The sequence below is a fragment of the Aliiglaciecola sp. LCG003 genome (assembly GCF_030316135.1).
Lineage (GTDB): Bacteria > Pseudomonadota > Gammaproteobacteria > Enterobacterales > Alteromonadaceae > Aliiglaciecola.
The window spans coordinates 1,938,566-1,962,209 of record NZ_CP128185.1 but is presented as its reverse complement, the minus strand read 5'-3'; the positions used below and the strand labels follow the sequence as shown (position 1 = coordinate 1,962,209).

General features: G+C 41.6%; 23 protein-coding genes. 9 read left to right on the top strand and 14 right to left on the bottom strand.

All coding sequences use genetic code 11. From position 1 onward, the window contains the following. Positions 1–13 precede the first annotated feature (13 nt). The 3 genes from nusA to QR722_RS08420 form a co-directional block, all read right to left on the bottom strand. Positions 14–1,507 carry a transcription termination factor NusA gene (nusA, locus tag QR722_RS08430; RefSeq protein ID WP_286287091.1) on the bottom strand — a complete coding sequence of 498 codons (1,494 nt, stop codon included), beginning with the start codon at positions 1,505–1,507 and terminating at the stop codon, positions 14–16. A 47-nt stretch (positions 1,508–1,554) separates the two neighbouring features. Beyond that, on the bottom strand, positions 1,555–2,010 hold the full coding sequence (gene rimP, locus QR722_RS08425) for a ribosome maturation factor RimP (protein WP_286287089.1): 456 nt from the start codon (positions 2,008–2,010) through the stop codon (positions 1,555–1,557). Positions 2,011–2,358: 348 nt separating this feature from the next. Beyond that, entirely contained in the window at positions 2,359–4,506 is a 2,148-nt protein-coding gene (locus QR722_RS08420) for a prolyl oligopeptidase family serine peptidase (protein WP_286287087.1), read from the bottom strand. A 396-nt stretch (positions 4,507–4,902) separates the two neighbouring features. Here QR722_RS08420 and QR722_RS08415 point away from each other — a divergent pair, with 396 nt between their 5' ends. Beyond that, positions 4,903–5,049 carry an entericidin A/B family lipoprotein gene (locus QR722_RS08415; RefSeq protein WP_286287085.1) on the top strand — a complete coding sequence of 49 codons (147 nt, stop codon included), beginning with the start codon at positions 4,903–4,905 and terminating at the stop codon, positions 5,047–5,049. A 259-nt stretch (positions 5,050–5,308) separates the two neighbouring features. On the opposite strand, the gene QR722_RS08410 is transcribed toward QR722_RS08415, so the two are convergent. The 3 genes from QR722_RS08410 to QR722_RS08400 form a co-directional block, all read right to left on the bottom strand. Then, positions 5,309–6,202: a GGDEF domain-containing response regulator gene (locus tag QR722_RS08410; protein WP_286287083.1), complete on the bottom strand. Its 894-nt coding sequence runs from the start codon at positions 6,200–6,202 to the stop codon at positions 5,309–5,311. An 89-nt stretch (positions 6,203–6,291) separates the two neighbouring features. Beyond that, the gene (locus tag QR722_RS08405; RefSeq protein WP_286287081.1) at positions 6,292–6,456 is read right to left on the bottom strand and encodes a hypothetical protein; all 165 of its coding nucleotides are present in this window, start codon (positions 6,454–6,456) and stop codon (positions 6,292–6,294) included. Positions 6,457–6,536: 80 nt separating this feature from the next. Continuing rightward, entirely contained in the window at positions 6,537–7,088 is a 552-nt protein-coding gene (locus tag QR722_RS08400) for a BON domain-containing protein (protein WP_286287079.1), read from the bottom strand. A gap of 256 nt (positions 7,089–7,344) precedes the next feature. Between QR722_RS08400 and QR722_RS08395 the strand changes: the two genes are divergently transcribed. Further along, positions 7,345–8,334, top strand: coding sequence for a YihY/virulence factor BrkB family protein (locus QR722_RS08395; RefSeq protein WP_286287077.1), 990 nt, complete (start codon positions 7,345–7,347; stop codon positions 8,332–8,334). 23 nt (positions 8,335–8,357) lie between these two features. Here QR722_RS08395 and QR722_RS08390 read toward each other — a convergent pair whose 3' ends face one another. Both QR722_RS08390 and QR722_RS08385 read right to left on the bottom strand, forming a co-directional pair. Further along, on the bottom strand, positions 8,358–9,083 hold the full coding sequence (locus QR722_RS08390) for a hypothetical protein (protein WP_286287075.1): 726 nt from the start codon (positions 9,081–9,083) through the stop codon (positions 8,358–8,360). A gap of 173 nt (positions 9,084–9,256) precedes the next feature. Then, the gene (locus QR722_RS08385) at positions 9,257–9,682 is read right to left on the bottom strand and encodes a hypothetical protein (RefSeq protein WP_286287073.1); all 426 of its coding nucleotides are present in this window, start codon (positions 9,680–9,682) and stop codon (positions 9,257–9,259) included. Between the two features lie 368 nt (positions 9,683–10,050). Here QR722_RS08385 and QR722_RS08380 point away from each other — a divergent pair, with 368 nt between their 5' ends. The 3 genes from QR722_RS08380 to QR722_RS08370 all read left to right on the top strand — a co-directional run bounded on the left by QR722_RS08380 (position 10,051) and on the right by QR722_RS08370 (position 11,701). After that, positions 10,051–10,551 carry a GNAT family N-acetyltransferase gene (locus QR722_RS08380; protein ID WP_286287071.1) on the top strand — a complete coding sequence of 167 codons (501 nt, stop codon included), beginning with the start codon at positions 10,051–10,053 and terminating at the stop codon, positions 10,549–10,551. Positions 10,552–10,887: 336 nt separating this feature from the next. Further along, positions 10,888–11,214 (top strand): hypothetical protein, encoded by a 327-nt coding sequence (locus QR722_RS08375; protein ID WP_286287069.1) that lies wholly within the window; start codon positions 10,888–10,890, stop codon positions 11,212–11,214. Between the two features lie 34 nt (positions 11,215–11,248). After that, positions 11,249–11,701 (top strand): hypothetical protein, encoded by a 453-nt coding sequence (locus tag QR722_RS08370; RefSeq protein ID WP_286287068.1) that lies wholly within the window; start codon positions 11,249–11,251, stop codon positions 11,699–11,701. 348 nt (positions 11,702–12,049) lie between these two features. On the opposite strand, the gene QR722_RS08365 is transcribed toward QR722_RS08370, so the two are convergent. From QR722_RS08365 to QR722_RS08355, 3 genes are all read right to left on the bottom strand, one after another. Further along, a complete protein-coding gene (locus QR722_RS08365; protein ID WP_286287066.1) occupies positions 12,050–12,919 on the bottom strand; it encodes a tetratricopeptide repeat protein in 870 nt (289 codons plus the stop codon). A gap of 516 nt (positions 12,920–13,435) precedes the next feature. Then, a complete protein-coding gene (locus QR722_RS08360) occupies positions 13,436–14,068 on the bottom strand; it encodes a phosphatase PAP2 family protein (RefSeq protein WP_286287064.1) in 633 nt (210 codons plus the stop codon). Positions 14,069–14,218: 150 nt separating this feature from the next. Continuing rightward, the gene (locus QR722_RS08355; RefSeq protein ID WP_286287062.1) at positions 14,219–15,370 is read right to left on the bottom strand and encodes an AI-2E family transporter; all 1,152 of its coding nucleotides are present in this window, start codon (positions 15,368–15,370) and stop codon (positions 14,219–14,221) included. A 385-nt stretch (positions 15,371–15,755) separates the two neighbouring features. Here QR722_RS08355 and QR722_RS08350 point away from each other — a divergent pair, with 385 nt between their 5' ends. From QR722_RS08350 to QR722_RS08340, 3 genes are all read left to right on the top strand, one after another. Further along, positions 15,756–16,445: a 2OG-Fe(II) oxygenase gene (locus QR722_RS08350; RefSeq protein ID WP_286287060.1), complete on the top strand. Its 690-nt coding sequence runs from the start codon at positions 15,756–15,758 to the stop codon at positions 16,443–16,445. Between the two features lie 397 nt (positions 16,446–16,842). Then, positions 16,843–19,167, top strand: a complete 2,325-nt coding sequence (locus QR722_RS08345; protein ID WP_286287057.1) for a TonB-dependent receptor — start codon at positions 16,843–16,845, stop codon at positions 19,165–19,167. A 14-nt stretch (positions 19,168–19,181) separates the two neighbouring features. Further along, positions 19,182–19,862, top strand: coding sequence for a Fe2+-dependent dioxygenase (locus QR722_RS08340; RefSeq protein ID WP_286287055.1), 681 nt, complete (start codon positions 19,182–19,184; stop codon positions 19,860–19,862). 113 nt (positions 19,863–19,975) lie between these two features. Here the strand turns inward: QR722_RS08340 and QR722_RS08335 are convergent, their stop codons facing one another. Both QR722_RS08335 and QR722_RS08330 read right to left on the bottom strand, forming a co-directional pair. Continuing rightward, positions 19,976–20,431 (bottom strand): hypothetical protein, encoded by a 456-nt coding sequence (locus QR722_RS08335; protein ID WP_286287052.1) that lies wholly within the window; start codon positions 20,429–20,431, stop codon positions 19,976–19,978. A 54-nt stretch (positions 20,432–20,485) separates the two neighbouring features. Next, positions 20,486–20,872, bottom strand: a complete 387-nt coding sequence (locus QR722_RS08330; protein WP_286287050.1) for a hypothetical protein — start codon at positions 20,870–20,872, stop codon at positions 20,486–20,488. A gap of 235 nt (positions 20,873–21,107) precedes the next feature. On the opposite strand from QR722_RS08330, the gene QR722_RS08325 reads away from it, so the two are divergent. Then, positions 21,108–22,040 carry a 2-hydroxyacid dehydrogenase gene (locus QR722_RS08325; RefSeq protein WP_286287049.1) on the top strand — a complete coding sequence of 311 codons (933 nt, stop codon included), beginning with the start codon at positions 21,108–21,110 and terminating at the stop codon, positions 22,038–22,040. 105 nt (positions 22,041–22,145) lie between these two features. On the opposite strand, the gene rmuC is transcribed toward QR722_RS08325, so the two are convergent. Then, positions 22,146–23,621 (bottom strand): DNA recombination protein RmuC, encoded by a 1,476-nt coding sequence (rmuC, locus tag QR722_RS08320; RefSeq protein WP_286287046.1) that lies wholly within the window; start codon positions 23,619–23,621, stop codon positions 22,146–22,148. Positions 23,622–23,644 lie beyond the last annotated feature (23 nt).

Genomic DNA, 23,644 nt, shown 5'->3' with positions numbered 1-23,644 from the left:
TTGTTGACCTTACTTATTCTTCACTAAACCAAACGATGTTACGTGCCGCCATTATCAGCTGACCTGCTTTTTCTTCGTCCAGTTCTTCAATATCGCTTATTTCATCTGTTCCTTGCTCAGCAAGGCCTTCAAGGTCTGTGATGCCGCGACTAGCAAGCACATATGCAACGTGACGTTCCATACCTTCCAGATTTAGTAATTCTTCTTTCGGTTCTGCAGATTCTAACGATTCTTCGTTAGCTAATGCTTGAGTGGTCAACGCTGCTCTTGCGCGTTCACGTAACTCTTCAACCATATCTTCATCGAATCCTTCGATTGCCAGTAATTCGTTGACCGGCACGTAAGCAATCTCTTCGATTGTGCTAAAGCCTTCGTCAACTAACACGCTGGCAAATTCTTCATCAATATCTAGGCCACTTACAAAAACACCCAATACTTTAGAATTTTCTTCTTCGTGTTTAGTGTTCAAGTCAGCAACCGTCATTACGTTTAATGTCCAACCTGTAAGTTGACTGGCTAAACGTACGTTTTGCCCACTGCGACCGATCGCTTGGGCAAGATTGTCTGCCTCAACAGCTACATCCATTGTACCGCTATCTTCATCCACAACTATGGAAGCTACTTCAGCAGGTGCCATTGCATTTATAACGAATTGAGCAGGATTTTCATCCCACAATACAATATCAACTCGCTCGCCACCTAGCTCACCAGAGACGGCTTGAACACGTGAACCGCGCATGCCTACACAAGCACCTACAGGGTCTAAACGTTTATCATTGGTTTTAACTGCAATTTTCGCACGAGAACCTGGATCGCGAGCTGCCGCTTTGATTTCAAGGGTCTCCTCGGCGATTTCTGGCACCTCAATGCGGAACAATTCTACCAGCATGTCAGGATGTGTACGGCTAATAAATAACTGCGCACCACGTGCTTCTGGACGAATGACATAAAGCAATCCACGTACACGATCACCTGGACGGAAGGTTTCACGAGGTAACATATCATCACGATAAATTACACCTTCTGCATTATTGCCTAAATCAATGATGATGTTGTCGCGGTTTACTTTCTTAACCGTACCTGTAACCAACTCACCCACACGATCTTCATATTCAGCAATCATTTGTGCACGCTCGGCTTCACGAACCTTTTGCACTATTACTTGCTTAGCGGTTTGAGTCGTTATGCGGTCAAAGGCGATTGAATCAATCTGATCTTCAACCCAGTCACCTAATTGCACATCAGGCTCATCCACTTGAGCCGCGGATAACGTCATCTCTGCGTACGGATTCTCTTGCTCGTGATCGTCGGGGATCACAAGCCAGCGACGAAAGGTATCAAAATTGCCTGTTTCTCTGTCAATGTTGACACGAACTTCAATTTCACCTTCATTTTTCTTTTTAGTGGCACTGGCAATTGCAAATTCTAAAGCTTCAAATATTTTTTCTTTAGGAACTTGTTTTTCATTTGATACGGCTTCAGCCACTAACAAAATTTCTTTATTCATTGTTGCCTCACTGATCGCTTTCCTACGAAAGCCCTTGTCTGAATCTCTTAAAATGTTGGAACCAAGTTACCTTTTTCGATGTTCGCTACGGCCAACACATATTGCTGACCATCGACTTCCACCGTGACTTCGCCATTTTCTACACTGAGCAAAGTCCCTTTAAAATTACGACGTTCATTCATAGGCATGCGTAAGCGTACCGATACCACCTGCCCTACGCACTGTAAGTAGTGGTTTTCTTTAAACAGTGGCCTGTCCATTCCTGGAGAAGACACTTCTAGGTTGTACTCTGTATTAATTGGATCTTCAACATCGAGTACCGCGCTTGCTTGCAAACTCACATCAGCGCAATTTTCGACGGTGATCCCATCCGGGTGGTCAATGTACACACGCAAGGTTGAATGCTTGCCTGCACGCACAAATTCAACACCCAACAGTTCGAAACCTAACGCTTCTACAGGTGCGTTTAACATTTCAGTTAGTTTTTGTTCAAGTTGTGACAAAAATAAAGCTCCATATACGAAAAAAGGGCGAAATGCCCAGAAATAGAAAACCAAAATTAACAACAAAAAGCCCCGTACAAGCGGGGCTTTTTGTTTCTGGACCCTAGTCCACTTATTCAGCACCAAAACTGAGAAATCTCAATTTCGTGAAAGTGGTCGCAAGAACTATTTCAGAGTTTGGTCATTGCGTCACAAACGTAAAATGTATTTATATTCTTGCGTTCTCTTTTAAACTAACAGAGACGTTACTATCCAAATCAGAGGGAGCCCGTCTCAAAAGATGCGCATAGTATACGGCTGCTAACGATTGGATGCAAGGCAAACAATATTTAACCTATATATTCCGTTCTATTTCGCTTCTAAACCCATATTGTGTAAAACAAAGCCATATATGTCAGCATATTGTTGGATAGTTTTACTGGTTGGCGTTCCCGCACCATGGCCTGCGTTGGTCTCAATACGGATCAGCATAGGACGCCCTCCACTGTACTTTTGCTGTAATTCAGCAGCAAATTTGAACGAATGTGCCGGCACTACCCTATCGTCATGATCACCTGTTGTTATTAAGGTAGCGGGATATTGCACTCCAGCTTTGACATTATGCAATGGCGAGTAACCTAGCAAGTAATTAAACATTTCCGGACTATCAGCTGAAGTACCATAGTCATAGGCCCAACCTGCACCGGATGTAAAGGTATGATAACGCAACATGTCCAGTACACCTACAGCAGGCAAGGCAACCCTAAACAATTCTGGGCGTTGCAACATTACGGCGCCCACCAGCAATCCACCGTTCGAACCTCCTCTAATCGCCAAATAGTCAGGGGATGTGTATTGCTGTTCAATCAAAAATTCAGCAGCAGCGATAAAATCATCAAACACATTTTGCTTTTGCATTTTGATGCCGGCGTTGTGCCACTTCTTTCCGTACTCGCCACCACCACGCAGATTGGCCACTGCATAAACCCCTCCCTGTTCTAACCAAGCCGCAGTAGATGAGCTGAATTTAGGCGTAATATTAATATTAAATCCACCATAACCATACAAAATAGTCGGATTAGTACCGTTCAGTTCAAGCCCTTTTTTATAGGTCAAAATCATCGGAATTTGGGTGCCATCTTTCGATGCATAAAACACCTGTTTAGACTCATAAAGATCACTGTCGAAATTGATATCTGGCTTGCGGTATAAAATTGACTGGCCGCTAGCAACATCCAATTTATAGATAGCGTAAGGTGTTTTATAATTTTGGAAATTAAAGAAAATCTCGGTTTGTTCACGCTTCCCATCGAAGCCACTCGCGGTGCCAACGCCTGGCAAAGTAATCTGTCTAACTAAGTTACCTTGCATATCAAATTGCTTAACGAGGGAGATCGCATCCACCATGTAATGAGCATAAATAAATCCACCCGCTGTACTTGGGGCTAACACATCGTCTGTTTCGGCAATAAGGTCGTGCCAATTTCTAACAGAGGGCTGGCTCGCCTTTACTTTAACAATACGCTTGTTGGGAGCATTGAGATTGGTAACCAATAACAATTCATCACCTACACTATCGAGCAAATAAGTGTCTGATTTCCCATCGGTAGTAATAGGGACCAAAACACTCTCATTGCGGTTGAGTGGCATCAGATACAGCTTGTTTCCAGAGGTAATATTCGTCGCTCTAATCAATAAGTATTTAGCGTCACGGGTGACTTGCCCGCCAACATATCGGTGCTTTTGTTCTGGGATAGCACCGAAAATGACTTTATCGTCAGATTGGGTGGTGCCAATCTGGTGGTAGTACAATTTATGTTGATCAGTTTTGGCCGATAATTCACTACCTTGGGGTTTATCATAACTAGAATAGAAAAAACCTTGGTTCCCCTTCCAGGCAATGCCACTGAATTTGATGTTGTTTAATCGGGGAGTAACTTCCTGCTTGCTTTCAGTATCGATAGTAACTGCGGTTCGCCAATCACTTCCACCTTCAGAAATTAAGTAAGTCGCGAGAGTGCCATCTTCACTGAATTCTATAGAAGACATCGAGGTCGTACCATCATCACTGAACTTATTTGGGTCGAGGAATACCTCAGCTTCACCCTCTTGCTGTTGACGATATAGAACGTACTGGTTCTGCAAACCATCATTTTGATAGAAATAAGTGTATTGGCCTTCTTTGAATGGCGCACCGACTTTTTGGTAATTGAACAGTGTGGTGAGTCGTTCCTTTAAGATTTGACGCGACGGTATTTGTTGCAAGTAATTCAGTGTAGCCAGATTTTGATCCTTTACCCATTGAGCGGTTTCCTCACTCATGTCATCTTCCAACCAACGATAAGGGTCGGCTACTTTTTGGCCAAAGTAATCATCTATAGTGCCATCTTGGCGGGTGACAGGGTAACTACTCGCTTGACCAACTTGGGTCGCGAGTTGACTTGATGCGGGCTCATTTTGCTGAGCACAGCCCAGCACCAATAAAACAAAACTACTAATTAAAAGTGTACTTCTCATATCCGTCCTTCTAAGGCATCTGTGCTGGTAGATAAACCACAGGTCAGGTAAACCAGGTTGAATTTTTGTGCCCTGATATGAGTGAGTCGGATCACTCATATTGTTTTTCTTATCAATAATATTAATCATTTAGGCTCAAACAGGCCAATCATACACTTGAATATCAAGATTTCTAGCTTCGCTACTTCGCCCTTTGAAAGATTTGACTGCGAACTGCTGTGTAAAAACTACAAACCTTCAGTAAAAAATGGTTGTTAGTTCAATATCAACATTAAAGCAACCAGATAAAAACCATAAAAATCAATAGCTTGAGTATTGGCACGGTATTAGCTTGGTGAAACTAACATTCGCAATATCATTGTTTAACCAAAGACTAATATTTAAAAGGATAATCTTATGGACATTAAATTCAAAAAGTTAAAAAATTTATTTATCATTGCAATTGTAACCGCTTCACTAGGTGCCTGTGCCACTATAGAGGGCGTAGGTAAAGATGTTGAAAGTGCAGGAGAAGCTGTACAAGACGCTGCGGATGGTGAGTAGAATCAAAAAACTCATTCAAGCGCCCCCCCTTATAGCCAAAGTATAAACCCGCTACTTTGGCCATTTCACGCCCGCTGAGCTCTGCTCTTAAGCCATTCATTACATGTTTTGTGAACGCCAATTCATCCTTAATAGCGCCCATGGTTAAGAAGATTGACGCTTTGATGAGAAGATATTGGTCGGTATCAAATTAAATTAGTGCTGCTTGGGATCTCTAAAAAGAAGGATGTTAAGAAGGCTTACCGCAATGGCCTAAACCTTAACACCAACGATTTCTACCATTGTTTTTAGCCTTATATAAACTGGCGTCGGCTTTTTCAATCAAGTCCTCTGGCGTCATTTCATATTGATCATTCATAGAAGGTGTATGCACTGCAATGCCAGCACTGACTGAGACAGCAGGATGTTGTGCCTTCTTTGCCTGAACTAAATATAGCTCTGTAACATTCTGTAGTAGTGTAGAAGCAACTTGGCGGGCACCATCTATATCAGTGAAAGGCAATATAAGAATGAATTCTTCGCCTCCGAAGCGGCAAGCAAGATCTTCATCTCTGCGTTTAGATAGCTCCACTGCTAGGGCTACTTTTCTTAAACATTCATCACCTTGTAAATGGCCAAAGGTATCATTGTAGAGCTTGAATTCGTCGATATCTACCATAATAACGGCAATAGGATAACCGCCGCGAAGCGCTGAATGCCACTCTCTTCGCATTGTCGTATCAAATTGAGTTCGATTGGCCAAGCCAGTCAAACCGTCTGTGCTAGAAATCAATTCTAACTCTCGATGTTTGTGAATCAAATCCATGTGAGTTTTGACACGGCTAAATAAAATCAATGGTGTCACATCAGATGGAAAATAGTCTGCGGCACCAAGCAAAAGTGCGGTTTCTTCTTCTACTATAGTGGGATTGTGTGACATCACTAAAAAGGGGATGTTTTGAGTCAGGGGATTACGCTGAATAAACTTGCACATCTCCAAAGCAGTCATATCATTCACATTAGCATCAATTAGGATAACGTCAATATCATCCTTGAGAGCAGCTTTGAGAGCGGATCTTCCACTTGAACAACCAATCACCTTGAACTCTTGGCTGAACAGATTGTTAACCATATCGGTTTTTTCTGGACAACTACTTACAAATAAGAGACACATAGTTAATTGCCCCGATTTACCAAGGGGATGGGCTATAACAGGTTTTTGTGGAACGGACATATTATTGATCATCACGTTGTTCACTTCTGTCAGTGGCTGTACTTTTGTTTCTTGTTATCAAGCTTAGCGAATGGCTGGGAAATATGCTGATTCACTTCTGTAGCGGCATTATTGATTTTATCAAACCAATTAAAATGTTTAATTTTATCCGTACTGAACTCGTTTTTCTGCGTAGCGGTTCGCTTAAATTTCATGGCTGGTCCCTTCTAATAAATAAATAATGGTGCCTCCTAAAAGGCACCGTTATTACCACTATAACTTCAGGAACAAATCCCTAGCTGTTTGACACTTTAAGTTTATTCACCACGTTTTTAACGTCATTGGTATTTTTAGCAATTGCACCGGCTAGGTCTTTGGCAGCGTCAGAATCTACATTACCTGTTAGCGTAACTGCACCATTTTTCACTTCAACTTCTATGGTACGACCACGGACCTCAGACTCGAATAAAAGCTTGGTTTTGACCACAGTTTCTATTTTGGTGTCTTTTAACGTTTGCATGGCAGAGCTGTCTTCTTCTCTGTCTTCGTTAACAACCGTTAGCATGTTATCAACACTCTTTACACCATCAAGATTAGCAATCAGTTCTTCGGCTAATGCTTTGTCTACTTCGCTATCGACTTTACCTGTGAGGGTAACTTTACCGTTTTTGACGTCAGTGTTGATATCAAATGAGTCCAGATTACCATTTAATAACAATGTGGTTTCAGCTTTTCCATCAATCCACGCATCATTGGCAGTATCTTTCCAACTATTTTCGGCTAATACAGATGTTGAAGAGACAGTTAGGGCCGCAGCGACTAAAATCGAGCTAATTGATTTTTTCATTTTGTTCTCCTAGTTGAAAATGTTTGATTAGTTCATAAGTCATTAAGCGAATATCGAGCCATTATTTAAGCCTTTGTTTTAATTGCGAATTATAAACTTTCGTTGAACTTTGGCGTTGCTTATTGGTAATTATTGCAAAGCTAACTGTAAAAATTTCAGGCATTATTAATTGTACAAAAAGAGTAGAAATAGATTTGAGCCAAACCAGGTTAAACGAACTATTAACACGCAAACTAACAACACAAAGGTATCATCAATGACTAAGAAAGCTGGCGTCACTGCGTATCACCCAATCCAGATTCCACTATTGGGATGGTGGCAAATTAGTAAGCGTGTAGTGGCGAAAGTTAAACGAGATAACCTCTCGCTGATTGCTGCAGGGGTAGCATTTTATTTTTTGTTGGCTATATTTCCGCTTTTAGCCGCTTTGATCTCTTTATATGGACTCTTTGTTTCAAGCGACGAGTTGAGTCAACATATGAGCATTATCGTAAATATTTTTCCGCAGGACAGTCGCTACATATTACAAGAGCAAATTGAGACGGTTATTTCTACCTCAAACGCATCATTGACTTTGGGGTTTTTAGTAAGCTTAGGTTTAGCAATTTACAGTGGAGGCAAAGGTTCTCAAGCATTGGTAACTGCCTGTAACATCACCTATCAAGAACAGCAAAGCCGCAGCTTTCTTATCAATATCGCCTTTCGATTCGTGCTGACCCTTGCTGCGATTTTGTTAATTGCTTCAGCCCTTTTGTTGATCGCCCTATTGCCCATATTAATACGCAATATAAGTGGCTTAGAATTAGGCGCAGGGCAAATAAAATGGATCACCTGGGTGACCTTGCTAATATTGTTTAACATTGGACTTTCAAGCCTATATAGGTACGGACCAGTAAGAAGTAATGCAAAATGGCGCTGGGTGACCATAGGATCATTTTTCGCCTCCATTGGCTGGGTGTGTGCCTCTGTTTTATTTTCCTATTATTTAACTGGATACGCTAAATATAATGAAACCTATGGCTCTATTGGTGGAATAGTGATTTTGCTGATGTGGTTTTATATCACTGCTTTTGTCATTCTTCTTGGAGCAGAATTGAATTCATCAATCGAACTGCAAACCCGTAGAGACAGTACTACAGGACCAGACAAACCAATTGGCACTCGTGGTGCCACTGTGGCAGATAATGTGGGGATGGCACATGATAAATTAGACAAAACACCTTTTACCTCAGTTAATACAGACTGAGGGGTGACAAAGCCGTGAATTATTTAGATACCTTTATTCGTATACTGAGAGAGAATGTTGTGCCACGTTTTTTCTATTTCAGGTAACAAATCTTGAAATGCTGCTTTTTCGGTAGTGACCCTCAGATCATCTACCGCGTCACTTGTACTCCATACACTCGCACTTTTACTCTGTTTGGATGTAGCCTCAGAAAGTCCATATAAATATTCAGTGCGCACATCAAAGAATGCTGCTGAAACAGTGGTAGTTACCATGACCTGTTTATTTTTTAAAAAGCCGAGTGAAATAACGTTCAAGGGTGCAAACTTTTGCTCTCCGGCGTGAAAGGACGTATCAAAGGTATATATCAACAGAATATCTGCTTTTAATCTGGCGGATGCTGCTCGCAACGATTTGATTGAATCAAGATTAACCGGCAGTAGTATTCGACTCAGCGGCGCAATGCCAGCAATTCCTGGCAGATGAGATAACCGCGTAAAGTCATCATCAGTCGCCACATCACGCGTGGTAACAACACTGTAACGGCCTGTGCCAAAACTGCTGACTTTGTAAGATTGATATCCAGGCGCCTGAACCCTAGCGATTGAAATATTAGCCGGAAAATTCGCAGCTGGCTGATTAGCCATGAGCTGGTTAATATCCGCATCCGCTAACTCACTGAGCGTTATACTGCCACCGGGAGTGGTATAAGATGCACAGCCTCCTAAAATCAATAATATACTCAATGTCGCTATTTTATTAATACTCATTAGATGCCCATATCAGTGTGGATTATTTAATTAAACGTAATCGATATTTGTGTTTTTGCATATTGAACAGCAACACCAGTTTTAAAAATACTAACCATTCAATGCTATAAAAGTATATTAAATAATTCAGCACGGCAATGCAGGTTTAAATGGGATAAGCTTTGTTACATGAGTTATCTAGGTTGGCTATTGCTTTTAGCTGCAGCAAGTTTTTCTATTAGCCATACTCTTGCGTCATCTTGATGTTTAAAAAAACGAAATGTCTCCCCTGCCCGTTCAAAGATGGAACTGATATGCCGCTTTGCAAATTCAGGCTCATTTGATTCTTCAACCATGATTGCCGAGGCAGTTCTTCCACGTTTTTTCAATTCTTTAATCAATTCCACCAAATAGTTAGCGGCATCGGGGACATATATTGGTTCACCATATAACACTACCAGTACGCCCCATGGACCGGCACTCAGTTGACTCATAAGAGGCATTACTCGTTGTTTTGTATCAATGAGTGATTCAATATTCCATGGTCCATAACCTTCAACCCTGAGAATATTCTCATCTAGGATTAACTCGACTTTACCGTGTAATTGAAATTTACTCATGCCACTTTCCCGCGGGCTTTGCTCATTAGGGGGCGAAAGATAGCGCCTACTTAATTTATACTAAGCATAGACTATATCTTTATTTTCTTAACATATGCTGGCAGGACGCATCTTCGCCAGCATAGACTGCCCCTCTAACGTCACCACCTACTGTTTGGTTTGCTGGGTATTCTAGATTTGATAAAAGGCACAAAATTGGTGGCCAAGTACGCACAGGTTAAATACTCCTGTCGCAAAAGACCTGTATCCCTATACAACAAGCTTTTCGTGGCAGGCGCTAGTCCTGTGCGTTTAATGACTTCAAAAATAAAGTTAGGTACCTTAGACTAGTTTTACCCTGGCTAGCTCAAAATAGGACTGAATTTAACTTGCGCCAGACAATAACAATTAGAAGTTTTGAGCCTGCAAATTATCCTGCAGTAAGAGATATATACCAACAGGGCATAAATACAGGCAATGCTACCTTTCAAACCAAGGTTAAAACCTGGCACCAGTGGAACAATTCAATGCTTAGCTGTTGCCGCTTAGTGGCTATAGATAAACAGGAAGTTTTAGGTTGGGCGGCGCTTTCAGCGGTATCAACTCGAGAGGTATACCAGGGCGTAGCTGAAGTGAGTGTCTATGTGGCTGAGCATGCGCAAGGGAAAGGTGTTGGCCAGATACTTCTTTCTAATTTGGTTACCGCTTCTGAGAATAATAACATTTGGATGTTGCAAGCTTCTATTTTCCCTGAAAACACTGCTAGTATTGCTTTGCATAAGAAAAATGGATTCGTGCCTTTAGGAATACGTGAAAAAATTGCCCAATTAAATGGCCAATGGCGTGACGTGATCTTTGTGCAAAGACGCAGCGAAATTGTCGGTATTTAATCCTTAATATAATCTGTATTATGTTTTTTCTGTCTAACTTTTCGTCCGGCTATGTTGCATAAGATAATGACAAAATCGATAAATCACTGACCTCAAGCGCCAGTTAAGTATGTAAAATCGACCGATATATTCTGCAAAAGTTACCCAACCCTCTCGTCTCTTACTCCCTTTGCGTAACACAAAAGTATTTATTCCACTTCAGTTTGAATATATTAATAACTATAAATCATACACTTAGAAATAATTTTGGATTTTCTTAATTAAAGCAGTCCCTTGGCACCAATAGTGCAACTAATGATTTCAGAAACTCTTTTAATCCATTACTAAGGGACCAGAATGAAAATTTTAATATCACTGTGTTTATTGATGTTTGCCATAGGTGCGGCGGTTGCACAGACCAATTTTAAACCAGCGCACGAGTCTAGTCCTGCGACAATTGAAATACAAAATTTGGAGCAGAAATTAGACAACTTGACTTATTATCCTGCGACCAGAAATGGCAAGTTGCGCATCCAAAGAGCCCACTATTATTTAAAATCTTCTAAAAAATTACATCAATCCAATTGGCAGCAGCAGGCCCTTGATCATGCTAAACGTGGACTGAATTTGGTTGATTTACATTTGTCATCAGTCCAGCAGACAGTGCCCCGCGCTGCACTTTAGTACAACTTTTATCTTAGCTAGGGGACGTAATTGAATGCTAAATAAAACCATGATGAAGGTTAGTGCCACCGGTTTCTCCATACTATTTATGGCCTTGTCACTAAGTTTGGTCGCACTGGCAGTTTATCACTTTAACCAAGCCTTTTTTGCCGAAGAGTTTATTAGCGGTGTAATTAAAGCAATCAATGATCTCTTCATTGCATTAGCTACTTTTGAGCTAGCTATTGGTATTTTAAAAGAATATAAATTCGAAGATGACTCTAATTTATTTCTATCTATTCGCCGAACCGTCACCCGTTTTGTAAGTGTAGTGGTGATTGCATTGGTGTTAGAAGGTCTAATCATGATCATTAAGTATAGTCAGCTGGATTTAGCCGGTAATTTATACTATCCGGTCGCGGTCGTTGTTTCCGCCAGCTTATTGCTGATGTCACTTGCCGTTTTCCTGCATATGACCAAACATGAAAGCTTAGCTAATAACGCCTAAAATTGGCTTAGTCTGAAGTGTTTACTATATTGAAATGAATGCCTTTGGTGTCTCAGATTTAGTCCCCTATTTCTTCACACAATTATTTCCACGCCAAGTCGTGCGAATTACTTGTTACTCTTTGTGATTAGAAAATAGGCTAAAGATGCAATCGTAGATACTTTGGGAAGCTCCCAACTTCCATTTTACTAAAGAACACTCTGTCTATTTTGCTGGGAATAGCGCTACAAAACAGAGTGTCGTTCTCTTGGCTGGATTAGATGCGGTGACCTTCAAGAATATCCAAAAAAAAGGCCAAGTATAAAGTTGGCCGTGTATTGCTCAGTAGGCTCTAGCTTGCCTCACTTATCATTCGACAATCCTGAATTTGCTGGCGATCAGCCTACCAACCGCTCGCTGCACTTCAGAATGCAATTGCTGAGTTTCAATGCTACCAATCGTACCGCAGGACATCATTTTCTCACAAGTTTGTCCTGAAATACGACTACCAGTGCCGACTTTTGGGGCTGGTGTATTAGCTAGTATCTCTAATTGGTCATTGAAAAAGACTTGGATATCTTGCGGGTTAACCACAATACGTTCTATATTTTCATCGCTACCCGGTGGTAAGGGTTGATTTAAGGCTTTGAGGCGGTCTCTGGCGGCTTCAATTTTATAAGCAGCCTTATTGTAAAGAGGAATGGCATTCGGTTTCTGATCTTCACCAAACAATGCGGTTTCATACATTTTCCCCAATAAATAGGACGCCTTAGATACCTTATTTTCTGAAGCTAGTTCAAGCCACTCTCTGGCTTGTTCATAATCTTTCGGTTCTATATCACCTTCTAAATAAATCACCCCAAGGATATAAGCGGCATCATAAACTTTGTTGCTAGCCGCCTTCTTCAAGTAATTTATCCCTTTGCTGGCGTCATCATCTGCCATACCCGAAATATACATCAGCCCAACTTTATATTGTGCACTAGCCTGATCCCACTTGGCGGCTTTCTTATACATTCTCAGCGCCTTGCCTGGATCCTTATCAGTGCCATAACCCGTCACATAAAAGTTGCCCAAAGCTTCCATCGCGCTGGGATGGCCTTTTTTGGCATATTTTTTAAAGTCTTTGAATGTTCTAACACAATGATCTTCACTACATGGTTCAAAATCAAAGGCAACTGACAGTGGAGCAAAGGTGGTGAATATCACCAGGATTAGAATTTTTGTTAACTGAAACATTTTGCATATTCTCCTTGTATTAAAACTATATGCTCATCTTTGAGAGCAACACAGACGCAAAACAACCATTGAAAATAATTTAACTTATTGATTCTGTTGAATTTCGCCATATTAATATGGACTGTTAAAATATATTTGTCACCTTGTTTATTAAATGGCTTTGAAAAAAAGGCATTGTATACAGATTTTAGCGACTGAGTTATACATAGAAATGGAGAAGAATTCCTAGCCCAGTAGACAGTCAAAATTGTGCACAAGTTGCGCTAAATTCCGGGCAATATAGCTTAAGATTCAGACTAAAAATGTAAAAATGACCAATACGTTTATCGATCATTTTGTGAAGATTCGATGTTTAACCCCTTCTTCGTTCCAAGCTCATGGGGATTTCAAGAGAGTTAACTATCCTGTGTAGTGTTAGTGATTATGGGCGAACCGCTACAGGAACGTTAATTTGGGAAAGTTCATTCTGGCTATCCTTTTAGACGTTTTGGCATGAGCTGGAACTACCTTTAAGCGTCATTTGTCTTCACTTTGCGGACCAATCCAACCTCGGTATTTGAGATACCTAAGCACAAACAATGTCAAAATTGCCCAGCCTACCCCTAACAACCATCCTGCAAGTACATCAGTTGGCCAATGCACCCCTAGATAAATACGGCTTATACCTATAGAGATCGTTAATAGTGTTGCAACAAAAAAGAAATAGCTTTTCACTCGCTTTCTCAATTTTATATGTGATAACAATCCTGCAATTGTAAAGTAGACTAGGGCTGACATCATGGCGTGTCCACTGGGAAAACTACTGGTGTAAACGTAGCTACCGTGAGGCACCAGATCTGGACGCGGGCGAGTGATGCCATACTTTAACGTGAAACTAACCGCCATACCTGAAGCAATAGCCACAAACAATAACAGTGCCGCTTTGTTATATTTTTCCATCAGTAAATAGACGAGTACGATAAATGTCATAAATACCAGCATCCCTACCCCACCCAACGCAGTAATATCCCGCATCATTTCTTCGACCCACTTAGGACCAATGGGATCACCTACATCGGTCACAATACGAAAACTGAGTAATATCTTTTCATCAAGGGCTGCCGTACCGCCGTGCAAAACAACTCCGGCAAGTTCAACAAAGATTGCCACCACCGCTGTGAGGATGAAAAAAAGTGCTAACTGTTTAAAGTCTTTAAATAAAAATTTAATGTGATGTGCTCCTCATTTTCTGTGTTTTCGCTCAGCTTGGGACAGCAGAGTCTAATTCGGCCACGTCCTTTATAACTTGCTGTGCTTTACTTACCCACCCGCTTCTATAACCTTTATCCAACTGGTCCATATTTTCATATGAGACAACACCAGCTTTAAGCAAACCAGCAGTGGTACTGCCAGTAACACGCCAACCGCTCCCCACAACCAGCCCCAAATTAGCAACCAAACGATTACCACTAATGGATTTAGTCGCATATTGCGGCCTAAAATTGTTGGTGTAATAAATTGTGCTTCAATTAGATTTAACGTTATGTAAACCAATGGCGGAATGGCAGCAGCGTATACCATTCCGAATTGCAGCATGCTGGCAGCCGAGATGATAAATAAACTGATCAAAGAGCCTAGGTAGGGAACATAGTTAAGTAAGCCCACCACTACCCCCCATAACAATGCGTCTTTCATTCCCAACAAATAGAACACCAATGCGGTCACCAGCCCCAGGCACGTATTGATAATGCTAATTGTCACTATATAGGTCGAAAGCTCTTTTTGAATAGTATTGAGTAGTGACAATGCGCGCTTTTGCTGGGTGAGTTGAGGCAAACCATTGATGTAGGCTCTGAATAAATCCGGACCATAGATCAACAGAAAAAGAATTAATATAATGCTTGTGAGGATTTGCGCTAACAAAAAAGGCGTGGCGCTGAGTACCGAATACATTATCTCGATACCCCCTTGTTTAATTCTTTCCTTAACTACATTCGTCTCCTCTATGGGCTTCTCTGGCTCTTCATCACTGAACCAGCCAAAAAAGCTAAACGAAGAATCGCTCTCTTTGGCCTGCTCGGCCGATTGATTTTCCCCGTTGATAACATCACTGATGGAATCTAATTGATCGGTCAGGTGTTCGGATAATTCAGGGATCATTTTAGCCCATTTTTGCACTGGCTCTGCCAGTTCTACCGACAAAAAACTAAAGGGCGCCACCAAGGCACAGACTAGTACTAATGCTGAAATAGGCCTAGGAATATGTAGGCGCCTCATTAAATTCACCAAAGGGCTTAACAACAAAGCAGTTAAGATGGTAAGAACCAGAGGGATCAGCAAGGTTTGTGCGAAATACAAGGTGTATAAGGTCGCAAAGAGCACCAAAACTCGCAAATAATAAGTACGACCCTCGGATACCTTAGGGCCGTTATTGCTTTGTGCTGGTTGCTCATTAGCCTGTCTTGTTGCCATCTTGTTTCTCTTCAATGTTGAATATATACATTAATGTTATGCATTGTGGGGATGAATTTCGTTTAACAATAACGCGGTAGATATCATTAGTGCCAAATTTGCCTAACGAGTATGACACCAGATCCCAATAGCGTATTGATAAGACTACTCTGTTTTGCAGAATGATACCAATATGTTTCATGAGTTTTTTTCATACAGAACAACAACATACCAAAACGATCAGAAGATATCCTACTATTTCCGGTTGGCCAATGTGAAATAGTTACATTGTGTAGGGTAAAATTCGACGTGCTACCCACATTCGATAATATGTAAACTAATTAAACGGTTCAACAACATCAATAATTGTTGCTAATTGCTCTGTATACGTATAAAAAGCGGGTTCATGTTTAAACCGAGAATACTAGTGTATTTAATCCAGTCTAGCCAAGAGTTAATCACGCAACAAAATCTGCAAACCTATAATCTTATTGCAGAGGATATATACGCTAATGGGATGGCCGTTATACCGAATGCTCTGCCTATTGAATTAATTGAGGGTTTGTGGAGCCAGGTGCACGGAATGTCGTCCGAGCAGTTCGATCAAGCCGGCATAGGCCGCGAAAATGAACTGATGCAAAATCACTTTGTAAGACGGGATGAAATATGTTGGATAAATGGTAGCAGCCCAGCAGGACAAGCATGGTTAGACTGGACTCATCAACTTCAACAATTTCTGAATAAACGCCTTTTTCTCGGTTTGTTTTCTTTCGAAAGTCATTTTGCCCACTATGGACCAGGTGACTTTTATAAACGCCACGTCGATGCATTTAAGGGCGATACAAATAGAATTTTATCGGTAGTTTTATATTTGAATCCTGGCTGGGTTACCGACGATGCAGGAGAACTAGTTATCTATCAAGACGAATTTGACTTGGTTGGTACTAAAATACTGCCTCATTATGGCACCTTAGTGACCTTTTTAAGTGACGAGTTTCCCCATGAAGTTTTGGCTGCAAACAGAGACAGATATTCTATTGCCGGTTGGTTCAGAGTAAATACCTCTACCGCAGACAAAGCAGATCCCCCACGTTAAAATCACTACCGCCAAGCTAAGGGTGTTTGGATGCACTTGATACCCTGCTAAAACTATTTGTCCCTTTCAAAATATTGCTCAAGCTCAGCAAATCGGGCTGATGATAGGTCTTTTTTCGTAGACCGATACTGTCATTTTCTCTTTTGATAACCCCGTGTCATCCCGCCTCCCTTCTTCATACTGCATAGCCTGCCATAGTCTTAATGATTAGTTCGGATGGCATATGCTGGGCTTCACTTTGTGTAGCTAAGCTTGTGTAGACTTTATCCCAAGGGCAAATAACACTAACAACCCAAATGATAACTATTATCATTACTATTTACAGAAATGGAAACTTTATATATCATTCTGCTCAGATTTTTAGGAAAAACACAAAAACACACTGGAGAATAACTTAATGCGTCACACTAAAATTGCTGAGCAATTGGGTTCAAAAGCACTGCTAGTAGCACTTTCCGTCACACCTTTTGCGGCCAATGCCGATACAACAGACTGTGAAAAACTTGGTAATGCAGCCCAACAACAAGAATGTAAAGTTAACCAAGACGAAACTAAAGAAATCGAACTTGTTGAAGTTTATGGTATGGCGTTTTCCCCATATCGTGTAACCCGCTCTGGAGATATGCGTCGTGGTGCTGATTTGGCAGACACGCCTCAAACAATGACGATTTTGACCCAGTCACAAATTTTAGATTCGGGAAAGTCTGACTTAAAAGAAATTTTGGCTAGTCAATCTGGTGTAACCATTGGAACAGGCGAAAACGGCAATGCTTTTGGTGACCGTTACATCATTCGTGGCCATGAAGCCCGCAGTGACGTATTTGTCGATGGTTTGCGTGATCCTGGTATGACAACCCGTGAAAGTTTTGCTACCGAACAAGTCGAAATTACTAAGGGTCCAAGCTCTACTTTCGCTGGACGAGGCTCTTCAGGCGGTGCGGTTAACAGCATCACTAAACAAGCCTCTCCGAATTATAATTTTAACCGCTTAGATGCCAGTGTTGGAACAGACGATCACTATCGTGTTGTCGTGGATTCAAACGTAGCAATCAATACTGATTCCGCGGTGCGCTTAAACGTGTTGAGTACCGAAGAAACGGTTCCAAATCGCGATGGTATTGAGCGTTCCCGTCAAGGTGTGTTGTTATCAGGTTTTCATGCTCCTACTGACAAATTATCTTTTATCGCTGATGCATACTACTTAAACGCAGAAGATGTGCCCGACTTGGGTAGTTATTTTGACCGCACCACACGTCAGCCTATCAGTGATATTCCTGTATATGCGCAAAATGAAGACTTCCTTGATACTGAGGTAAAGGCCTTAACACTCAGAACCGAATACGAGTTCAGTGACAGCCTTAAATTTTACAATGCGACCCGTTGGGGTAAAACCTCCAATGGTTATATCACTACCGGTGTAAGCGGCGCAGTGCGAGATGTCAGTGATGAAACAGCCCCTGGGGCTGACACGCTAAGAATAAGTAACCACCAAGGTTGGCAAGATGTCGATTATTTAGCCACTCAGTTTAACTTCTTCCTCGAAAACAATACCTTCGGATTTAAAAACCAATGGGTATTCGGCTTAGATTATAGTCACGAACAGGTGGATAACGGTGTTTATAACATTGACTACCTAGGTGAAACCAATTGTCGTGTAGGCGGACGCAGAGGAGTATCTGATTCTTATTGTATTCTAGATGGTTCAGGAAACATCTTAGACAACGCCCGGTCACTGATGCAGCGAGATTATTCCAGAGGTGACAGCGATGCTAAAGCAGACGTAGAAACCACTGCCCTTTACATCATGAATAATATGGAACTAAACGATGAGTGGAATGTGTTCTTTGGTATTCGTCACGATAGATATGATTATGAAAATACGGTCAATAGTAGGGGTACCCTGACATACTTTGACTATTCAGACGGATTTACCAATGGACACTTGGGCTTAGTGTATAACTTGACTGACGAAGGCAACGTTTACCTAACCTATAGTACTGCTAGCAATATTAATGGCGGAGAATCTGATGTCGGCGGAAGTTGTGGCTACGGCGGATTATGTGGTTCACCAGAACAGGTAGACCAATCAGATCCGGAGCGTGTAAACAATATTGAATTAGGCACGAAATGGCAATTATTCGACCAGCGGCTTCTAGCCACTGCCGCATACTTCGAAATCACTAAAAGTGATGTAATGGAAAGTGTCGGTGACGACTACTCGACCCTAGGTACCCTTAACACCGGTAAAAACCGCGTCAAAGGAATTGAAGTATCCTTATCTGGTGCCATCACTGATGAGCTGAGCATACAGTTGAGTGCTTCTATGATGGATTCCGAAATACTGGAGTCACATAGTGAAGATTCTATTGGCTTGGCGCTAAGTAACTTTGCTGATGACAGCTTGTATGTGCAATTGCGTTATCAGCCAAATGATACTTGGGCTTTCGGTACCTCATACACATACAAAAGTGAAATGTTTGGTGGTCAACCTGATACCGCTGCCGGTTATAGTCAAGAAGCAGGCGAATATAGTATAGTGGTACCTAGCTACAGCGTGGTAGATATCTTCGCCAACTATTACTACTCCAACGACGTCAACTTCCGTTTAAACGTGGGTAATGTATTCGACAAAGAATACTGGACTGCGGCTTATCGTTCAGGTTCTTTTATGTACTTGGGTGAAGCTCGTTCAGTACGTGCATCTGTAACGTGGAATTTTTAATCTAGGAGACATCAATGGTCATTATCAAGCAATTGTTTTCAACATCTGAAGTTAAGCATTACCGAAACACCCTCAGTAATGTTAAGTGGCAGGATGGGAAACAAAGTGCCATGGGAATGGCCGCTGATGTCAAATCCAATAGCCAAGCTGATCCCGCAGATGAGCAGGTAAAGCACTTGGCCAATGGATTACTATCAAGACTGGGGCAAAACCCTGAGATTATCTCAGCGGTGTTGCCCCATAAAATTTTCCCGCCTTGTTTTAATCGCTATGTTAAAAGCGAAACCTACGGCTTTCATGTGGATGCAGCCATCATGCGCATTCCCGGCACGCAAGACGTGTTACGTAGTGATATGTCGATGACTTTGTTTCTTAGTGAGCCTGAGGAATATGAAGGTGGCGAGCTAATCATTGCCACCGAATTTGGTGAGCAGAAAATAAAATTAAGCGCAGGAGATGCGCTGGTTTACCCTTCAAGCAGCCTGCATATGGTTACTCCTGTAACCAAAGGACAACGCTTAGCGGCAATTTGTTGGATGCAAAGTTTAGTGCCAGATGCGAGTTTGCGGCAAACTCTTTATCAACTTGATAGAACCATTCAGCAGATGTCGAGCCAAGGAAGCGCACCTCGTGAGCAACTCGATAGTTTGCATCACGTTTATCATAATTTGATCCGTCAATACTCTCAATTCTAGTTGAGTTTAGTGCCGGTCTCAGCCGTTCGAATTCAATCTATGTTTTGGTCTAAAAGTATTTCCAGCCAGCTAGTATAATAGTTTTTAGATTCAAAAATAAAAAGCGCATAGAGTTAATGCAATGCGCTTACCCTACCCGCCTGAACAACTTGAGCATATCCTAGCATTTCAAAATTAGCCTCTGTAATCGCACTTCGACAATGTCTGAAAAAGGCGACTTTTGTGGCATAGCCTTCGGCACAATCGATGGCACATTGTAGCTTTTGCTCAATACGCACCAATGTCTGCTTACCAAACTCAGCTCTATTCAATCTTGCGTAAGTTTGTGCCAGCATGATGGCTAATGAGGTTAATTTAGTAGTCAATTGTGGCGATTCGAGACGATTATCAAATATGATCTCTACCGTTTCAAGTGCGGTGCCTAAATAGGGTAATGCTTGGGTGTACTGGTGATTATGTATCAGACTTTCAGCTATTTTTGACATCTGGATGACACTATCAAAAGCTTCCTTGGGATTTGCCTCTACCCAATCAAAGTGATGCTGACATATAAATTGCAGTTTCGACATATTAGTTGTCCTTTCTATTACAGTAAAATATTAATTTAACTACCAATCAGCGGGTTAGTTTGCATTACGCTGATGCGTTAACGTGCCTTTCGGCGCAACCACGTTAGTCGTGGGTAGCAAAAAATACTCACTGAGCATTTCTATTTCGGCAACCTTTGAACGGTACGTCTGCTCATCTAACATTTCATAAAGCAGCGGTTTTAGCTTTCTAAGAAAACGGTGGCAGCGTTCGCGCCAATAGAGAGGGATACAGCCGTCACACATAGTTTCAATCAACGTGTTGACCATGTGCATATGCATACGTCTAGTTGTATTTTGACATGTAATTGTTTGGGTCCTTTCCAACCCCATATGAACATACATGCCGATTGTGTCTAAATCAGAACTGTTACCAGCTGTTCTGACCGCCATCTCGACAGAGTAAAATGTGAAACAGTACATATCACCTCGCTTACCATTCAAATGATAATCATTATCATTTACATTAATACCTACTTAGCCTTACGTCAACTAATAAGCTTAAAAAAATGTAAAATGGACAAAACTAAGAGTTTAATGAGTGTTTCGGACGGGGTTGTAGTTATCGTCAATGACTCAATTCGATCACCTTTGTTATCAGGTAAACGCTCCGGCGGTTTCAATAGGCAACAGTAATTATTAAGGTGTGTAAATTACTATGAGTATTAATATTCTTTATCGGGGACCGAGGGATAGAGGACAACGTTGGCAAGCACTATTTGCATCGACCTTACCCGAGGCAAACTGGGAAAACTGGCCGGAGGTGATAGATCCCCTAAAGGTTGATGTTTTAATAGCATGGAAGTTACCGCGAAATTATCAAACAGATTATCCTAATTTGCAGGTTATTTATTCGGTTGGCGCAGGCGTAGATCAATTTGATTTAGCCAACATTCCAGAGTATGTACAAGTAGTACGTATGCTTGACCCCACCATCACCCAAATGATGACTGAATACATTTTGATGGCTGCTTTGACCATTCATCGCGACACAATTGCTTATCGCAATCTTCAAAATAAGGCGCAATGGCTTGCCCTACCCGCCTGTACAACTGCCCAGCGAACGGTAGGAATAATGGGCATGGGAAACCTTGGTCAAGCAGCTGCACAGTGCTTAAAAAGCAATGGATTTAATCTACTGGGTTGGAGTCGTACTGCTAAAGCTATAGAAGCGATGGATTGTTTTCATGGACGTGAGCAGTTAGAACCGTTTTTAAGCCAGACTGATATTCTGATTTGTTTACTTCCACTAACCGAACTTACCAAAGGGCTGCTCAATCGAGATATCTTGTCGTTATTACCTCCAAATGCCAGCGTTATCAATGTTGGTCGGGGTGAACAGTTAGTCGTTGATGACTTGTTGGCACTACTAGACAATGGGCATCTGAACTACGCTGTACTGGATGTATTTGAGCAAGAGCCACTGGAAGAACAACACCCATTGTGGCGGCATCCCAAGGTATTGATCACCCCTCACATTGCCGCAGTCACCCAAACCCAGAGTGCGGGTGAGACCTTATTGGCAAATATGAAACAGTATGCAAACCAACAACCCATGACGGGTGTCGTAGACCGTCAACGTGGCTACTAACCCCAGCAAAGGGTTGAAATATCATATTGCGACTGGATAAATTATTAATTTTGCAGCTATCGTCTACGAAATGGAAGTGTATTGTTGCGAATTGGTAATTTCAAGTTACTCTGACCCTCTTGATCCTTCGTCGTTGTCTTGCAGTATCTGAGAATCTAGTTTCTTGTTGGTTTGCACCCCTAACTCGCGGAATTGTTCGACCTGACGGACTAGGTTTCCTTTACCATTACTGAGCTTGTTCATTGCGCCTAAATAGCTTTTGTCTAGGGTTTCAATGCTGCGACCAATTTTTTCCATGTCGGTTATGAAACCATGAAATTTATCGTACAACTTTGCAGCGTTTTGGGCGATCCGCTGGGCATTTTGATTTTGATATTCATACTGCCAAATGTTGTTTACAGTGCGCAAAGCCACCAGCAGATTAGTTGGGCTAACTAACATAATATTGTTGTCTAGCGCCATTTTCACCAGCTCTGGGGCCTGATCAATGGCGAGTAAAAAAGCCGATTCTATGGGTACGAACATCAAAACATAATCGAGGGTACGAATTCCTTTTAAATCTTGATAATTCTTCTTGCCTAACTCACGTATGTGCTGGCGTAACGAATTAACATGGGCTTTGAGGTGTTCCTGCCGAGCGATTTCATCACTTTGTTGATTGAAATAGCGTTCGTAATGGGCGAGGGAAACTTTTGAATCAACCACAATATCTTTTTCATTAGGCAAGTGCACCACTACATCGGGTTGATAAAGCTTACCAGCGTCATTTTTCAAAGACTTTTGAGTTTCAAATTCATGGCCTTCCCGTAAACCGGATTCTGTCAGAATACGTTCAAGGATAACTTCGCCCCAATTGCCCTGCTGCTTGTTGTCACCTTTTAGCGCTTTAGTAAGTGCAGCGGCCTCTTGGGTGATTTGTTGATTCAGCTCTTTCAGGCCTAGAATTTCAGTTTTCAGTGAGGCTCTTTCTTGCCCTTCTTTGACATATTGATCTGTCACCTGCTTTTTAAAACCTTCAATCTGCTCTTTCAAAGGTGACAACAACGCATCCAATCCAGCTTTGCTGGATTGGGTAAACTTTTGTTGTTTATGTTCGAAAATTTTATTGGCTAAATTTTCGAATTGTTGTTGGAGTCTTAATTCGGCGCTAGCCAATAGATCTAATTTGTCTTGTGAAGCAATTCGTTCTTGCTCAAAAGCCGCGGCCTGAGACTCTAACTGCGCAAAGTAATGATTGGCTTTATCCTGAGTGGTTTGAGCTTTGTTCTGCCAACTTAGTAATTGTTCTTGATAGTGACTGACTTGTTGCTTTTTTTGCTCCAGTTCACCTAGTTGTCGTTGCGTTTGCAATTGCTCTTGATGCGCCAGCTCTAAGCGACGCGATTGTTCTGTTAAGCGGTCTTTTTGCCCTTCAAGCTGTTGCTCTAATAACTGTATCTTTTCATTATATTGACTGACGATTGATGCAAGCTGTTGCCGGTTTTTACGCTGTTGAGTAAAACTACTGAACATCATCCCTATTAAAAGACCGAATAAACCTGCGAGGGCAATAATTAAAAGCATGGTTTGGGATAACATCATAATACATTGATTTCTATTAAGCT

Coding starts and splice junctions, on each gene's coding strand:
- nusA (WP_286287091.1), bottom strand. CDS start 1,507: ATGAATAAAGAAATTTTGTTAGTGGCTGAAGCCGTATCAAATGAAAAA.
- QR722_RS08420 (WP_286287087.1), bottom strand. CDS start 4,506: ATGAGAAGTACACTTTTAATTAGTAGTTTTGTTTTATTGGTGCTGGGC.
- QR722_RS08415 (WP_286287085.1), top strand. CDS start 4,903: ATGGACATTAAATTCAAAAAGTTAAAAAATTTATTTATCATTGCAATT.
- QR722_RS08410 (WP_286287083.1), bottom strand. CDS start 6,202: ATGTGTCTCTTATTTGTAAGTAGTTGTCCAGAAAAAACCGATATGGTT.
- QR722_RS08405 (WP_286287081.1), bottom strand. CDS start 6,456: ATGAAATTTAAGCGAACCGCTACGCAGAAAAACGAGTTCAGTACGGAT.
- QR722_RS08400 (WP_286287079.1), bottom strand. CDS start 7,088: ATGAAAAAATCAATTAGCTCGATTTTAGTCGCTGCGGCCCTAACTGTC.
- QR722_RS08395 (WP_286287077.1), top strand. CDS start 7,345: ATGACTAAGAAAGCTGGCGTCACTGCGTATCACCCAATCCAGATTCCA.
- QR722_RS08390 (WP_286287075.1), bottom strand. CDS start 9,083: ATGAGTATTAATAAAATAGCGACATTGAGTATATTATTGATTTTAGGA.
- QR722_RS08385 (WP_286287073.1), bottom strand. CDS start 9,682: ATGAGTAAATTTCAATTACACGGTAAAGTCGAGTTAATCCTAGATGAG.
- QR722_RS08375 (WP_286287069.1), top strand. CDS start 10,888: ATGAAAATTTTAATATCACTGTGTTTATTGATGTTTGCCATAGGTGCG.
- QR722_RS08370 (WP_286287068.1), top strand. CDS start 11,249: ATGCTAAATAAAACCATGATGAAGGTTAGTGCCACCGGTTTCTCCATA.
- QR722_RS08365 (WP_286287066.1), bottom strand. CDS start 12,919: ATGTTTCAGTTAACAAAAATTCTAATCCTGGTGATATTCACCACCTTT.
- QR722_RS08355 (WP_286287062.1), bottom strand. CDS start 15,370: ATGGCAACAAGACAGGCTAATGAGCAACCAGCACAAAGCAATAACGGC.
- QR722_RS08350 (WP_286287060.1), top strand. CDS start 15,756: ATGTTTAAACCGAGAATACTAGTGTATTTAATCCAGTCTAGCCAAGAG.
- QR722_RS08345 (WP_286287057.1), top strand. CDS start 16,843: ATGCGTCACACTAAAATTGCTGAGCAATTGGGTTCAAAAGCACTGCTA.
- QR722_RS08340 (WP_286287055.1), top strand. CDS start 19,182: ATGGTCATTATCAAGCAATTGTTTTCAACATCTGAAGTTAAGCATTAC.
- QR722_RS08335 (WP_286287052.1), bottom strand. CDS start 20,431: ATGTCGAAACTGCAATTTATATGTCAGCATCACTTTGATTGGGTAGAG.
- QR722_RS08330 (WP_286287050.1), bottom strand. CDS start 20,872: ATGTACTGTTTCACATTTTACTCTGTCGAGATGGCGGTCAGAACAGCT.
- QR722_RS08325 (WP_286287049.1), top strand. CDS start 21,108: ATGAGTATTAATATTCTTTATCGGGGACCGAGGGATAGAGGACAACGT.
- rmuC (WP_286287046.1), bottom strand. CDS start 23,621: ATGATGTTATCCCAAACCATGCTTTTAATTATTGCCCTCGCAGGTTTA.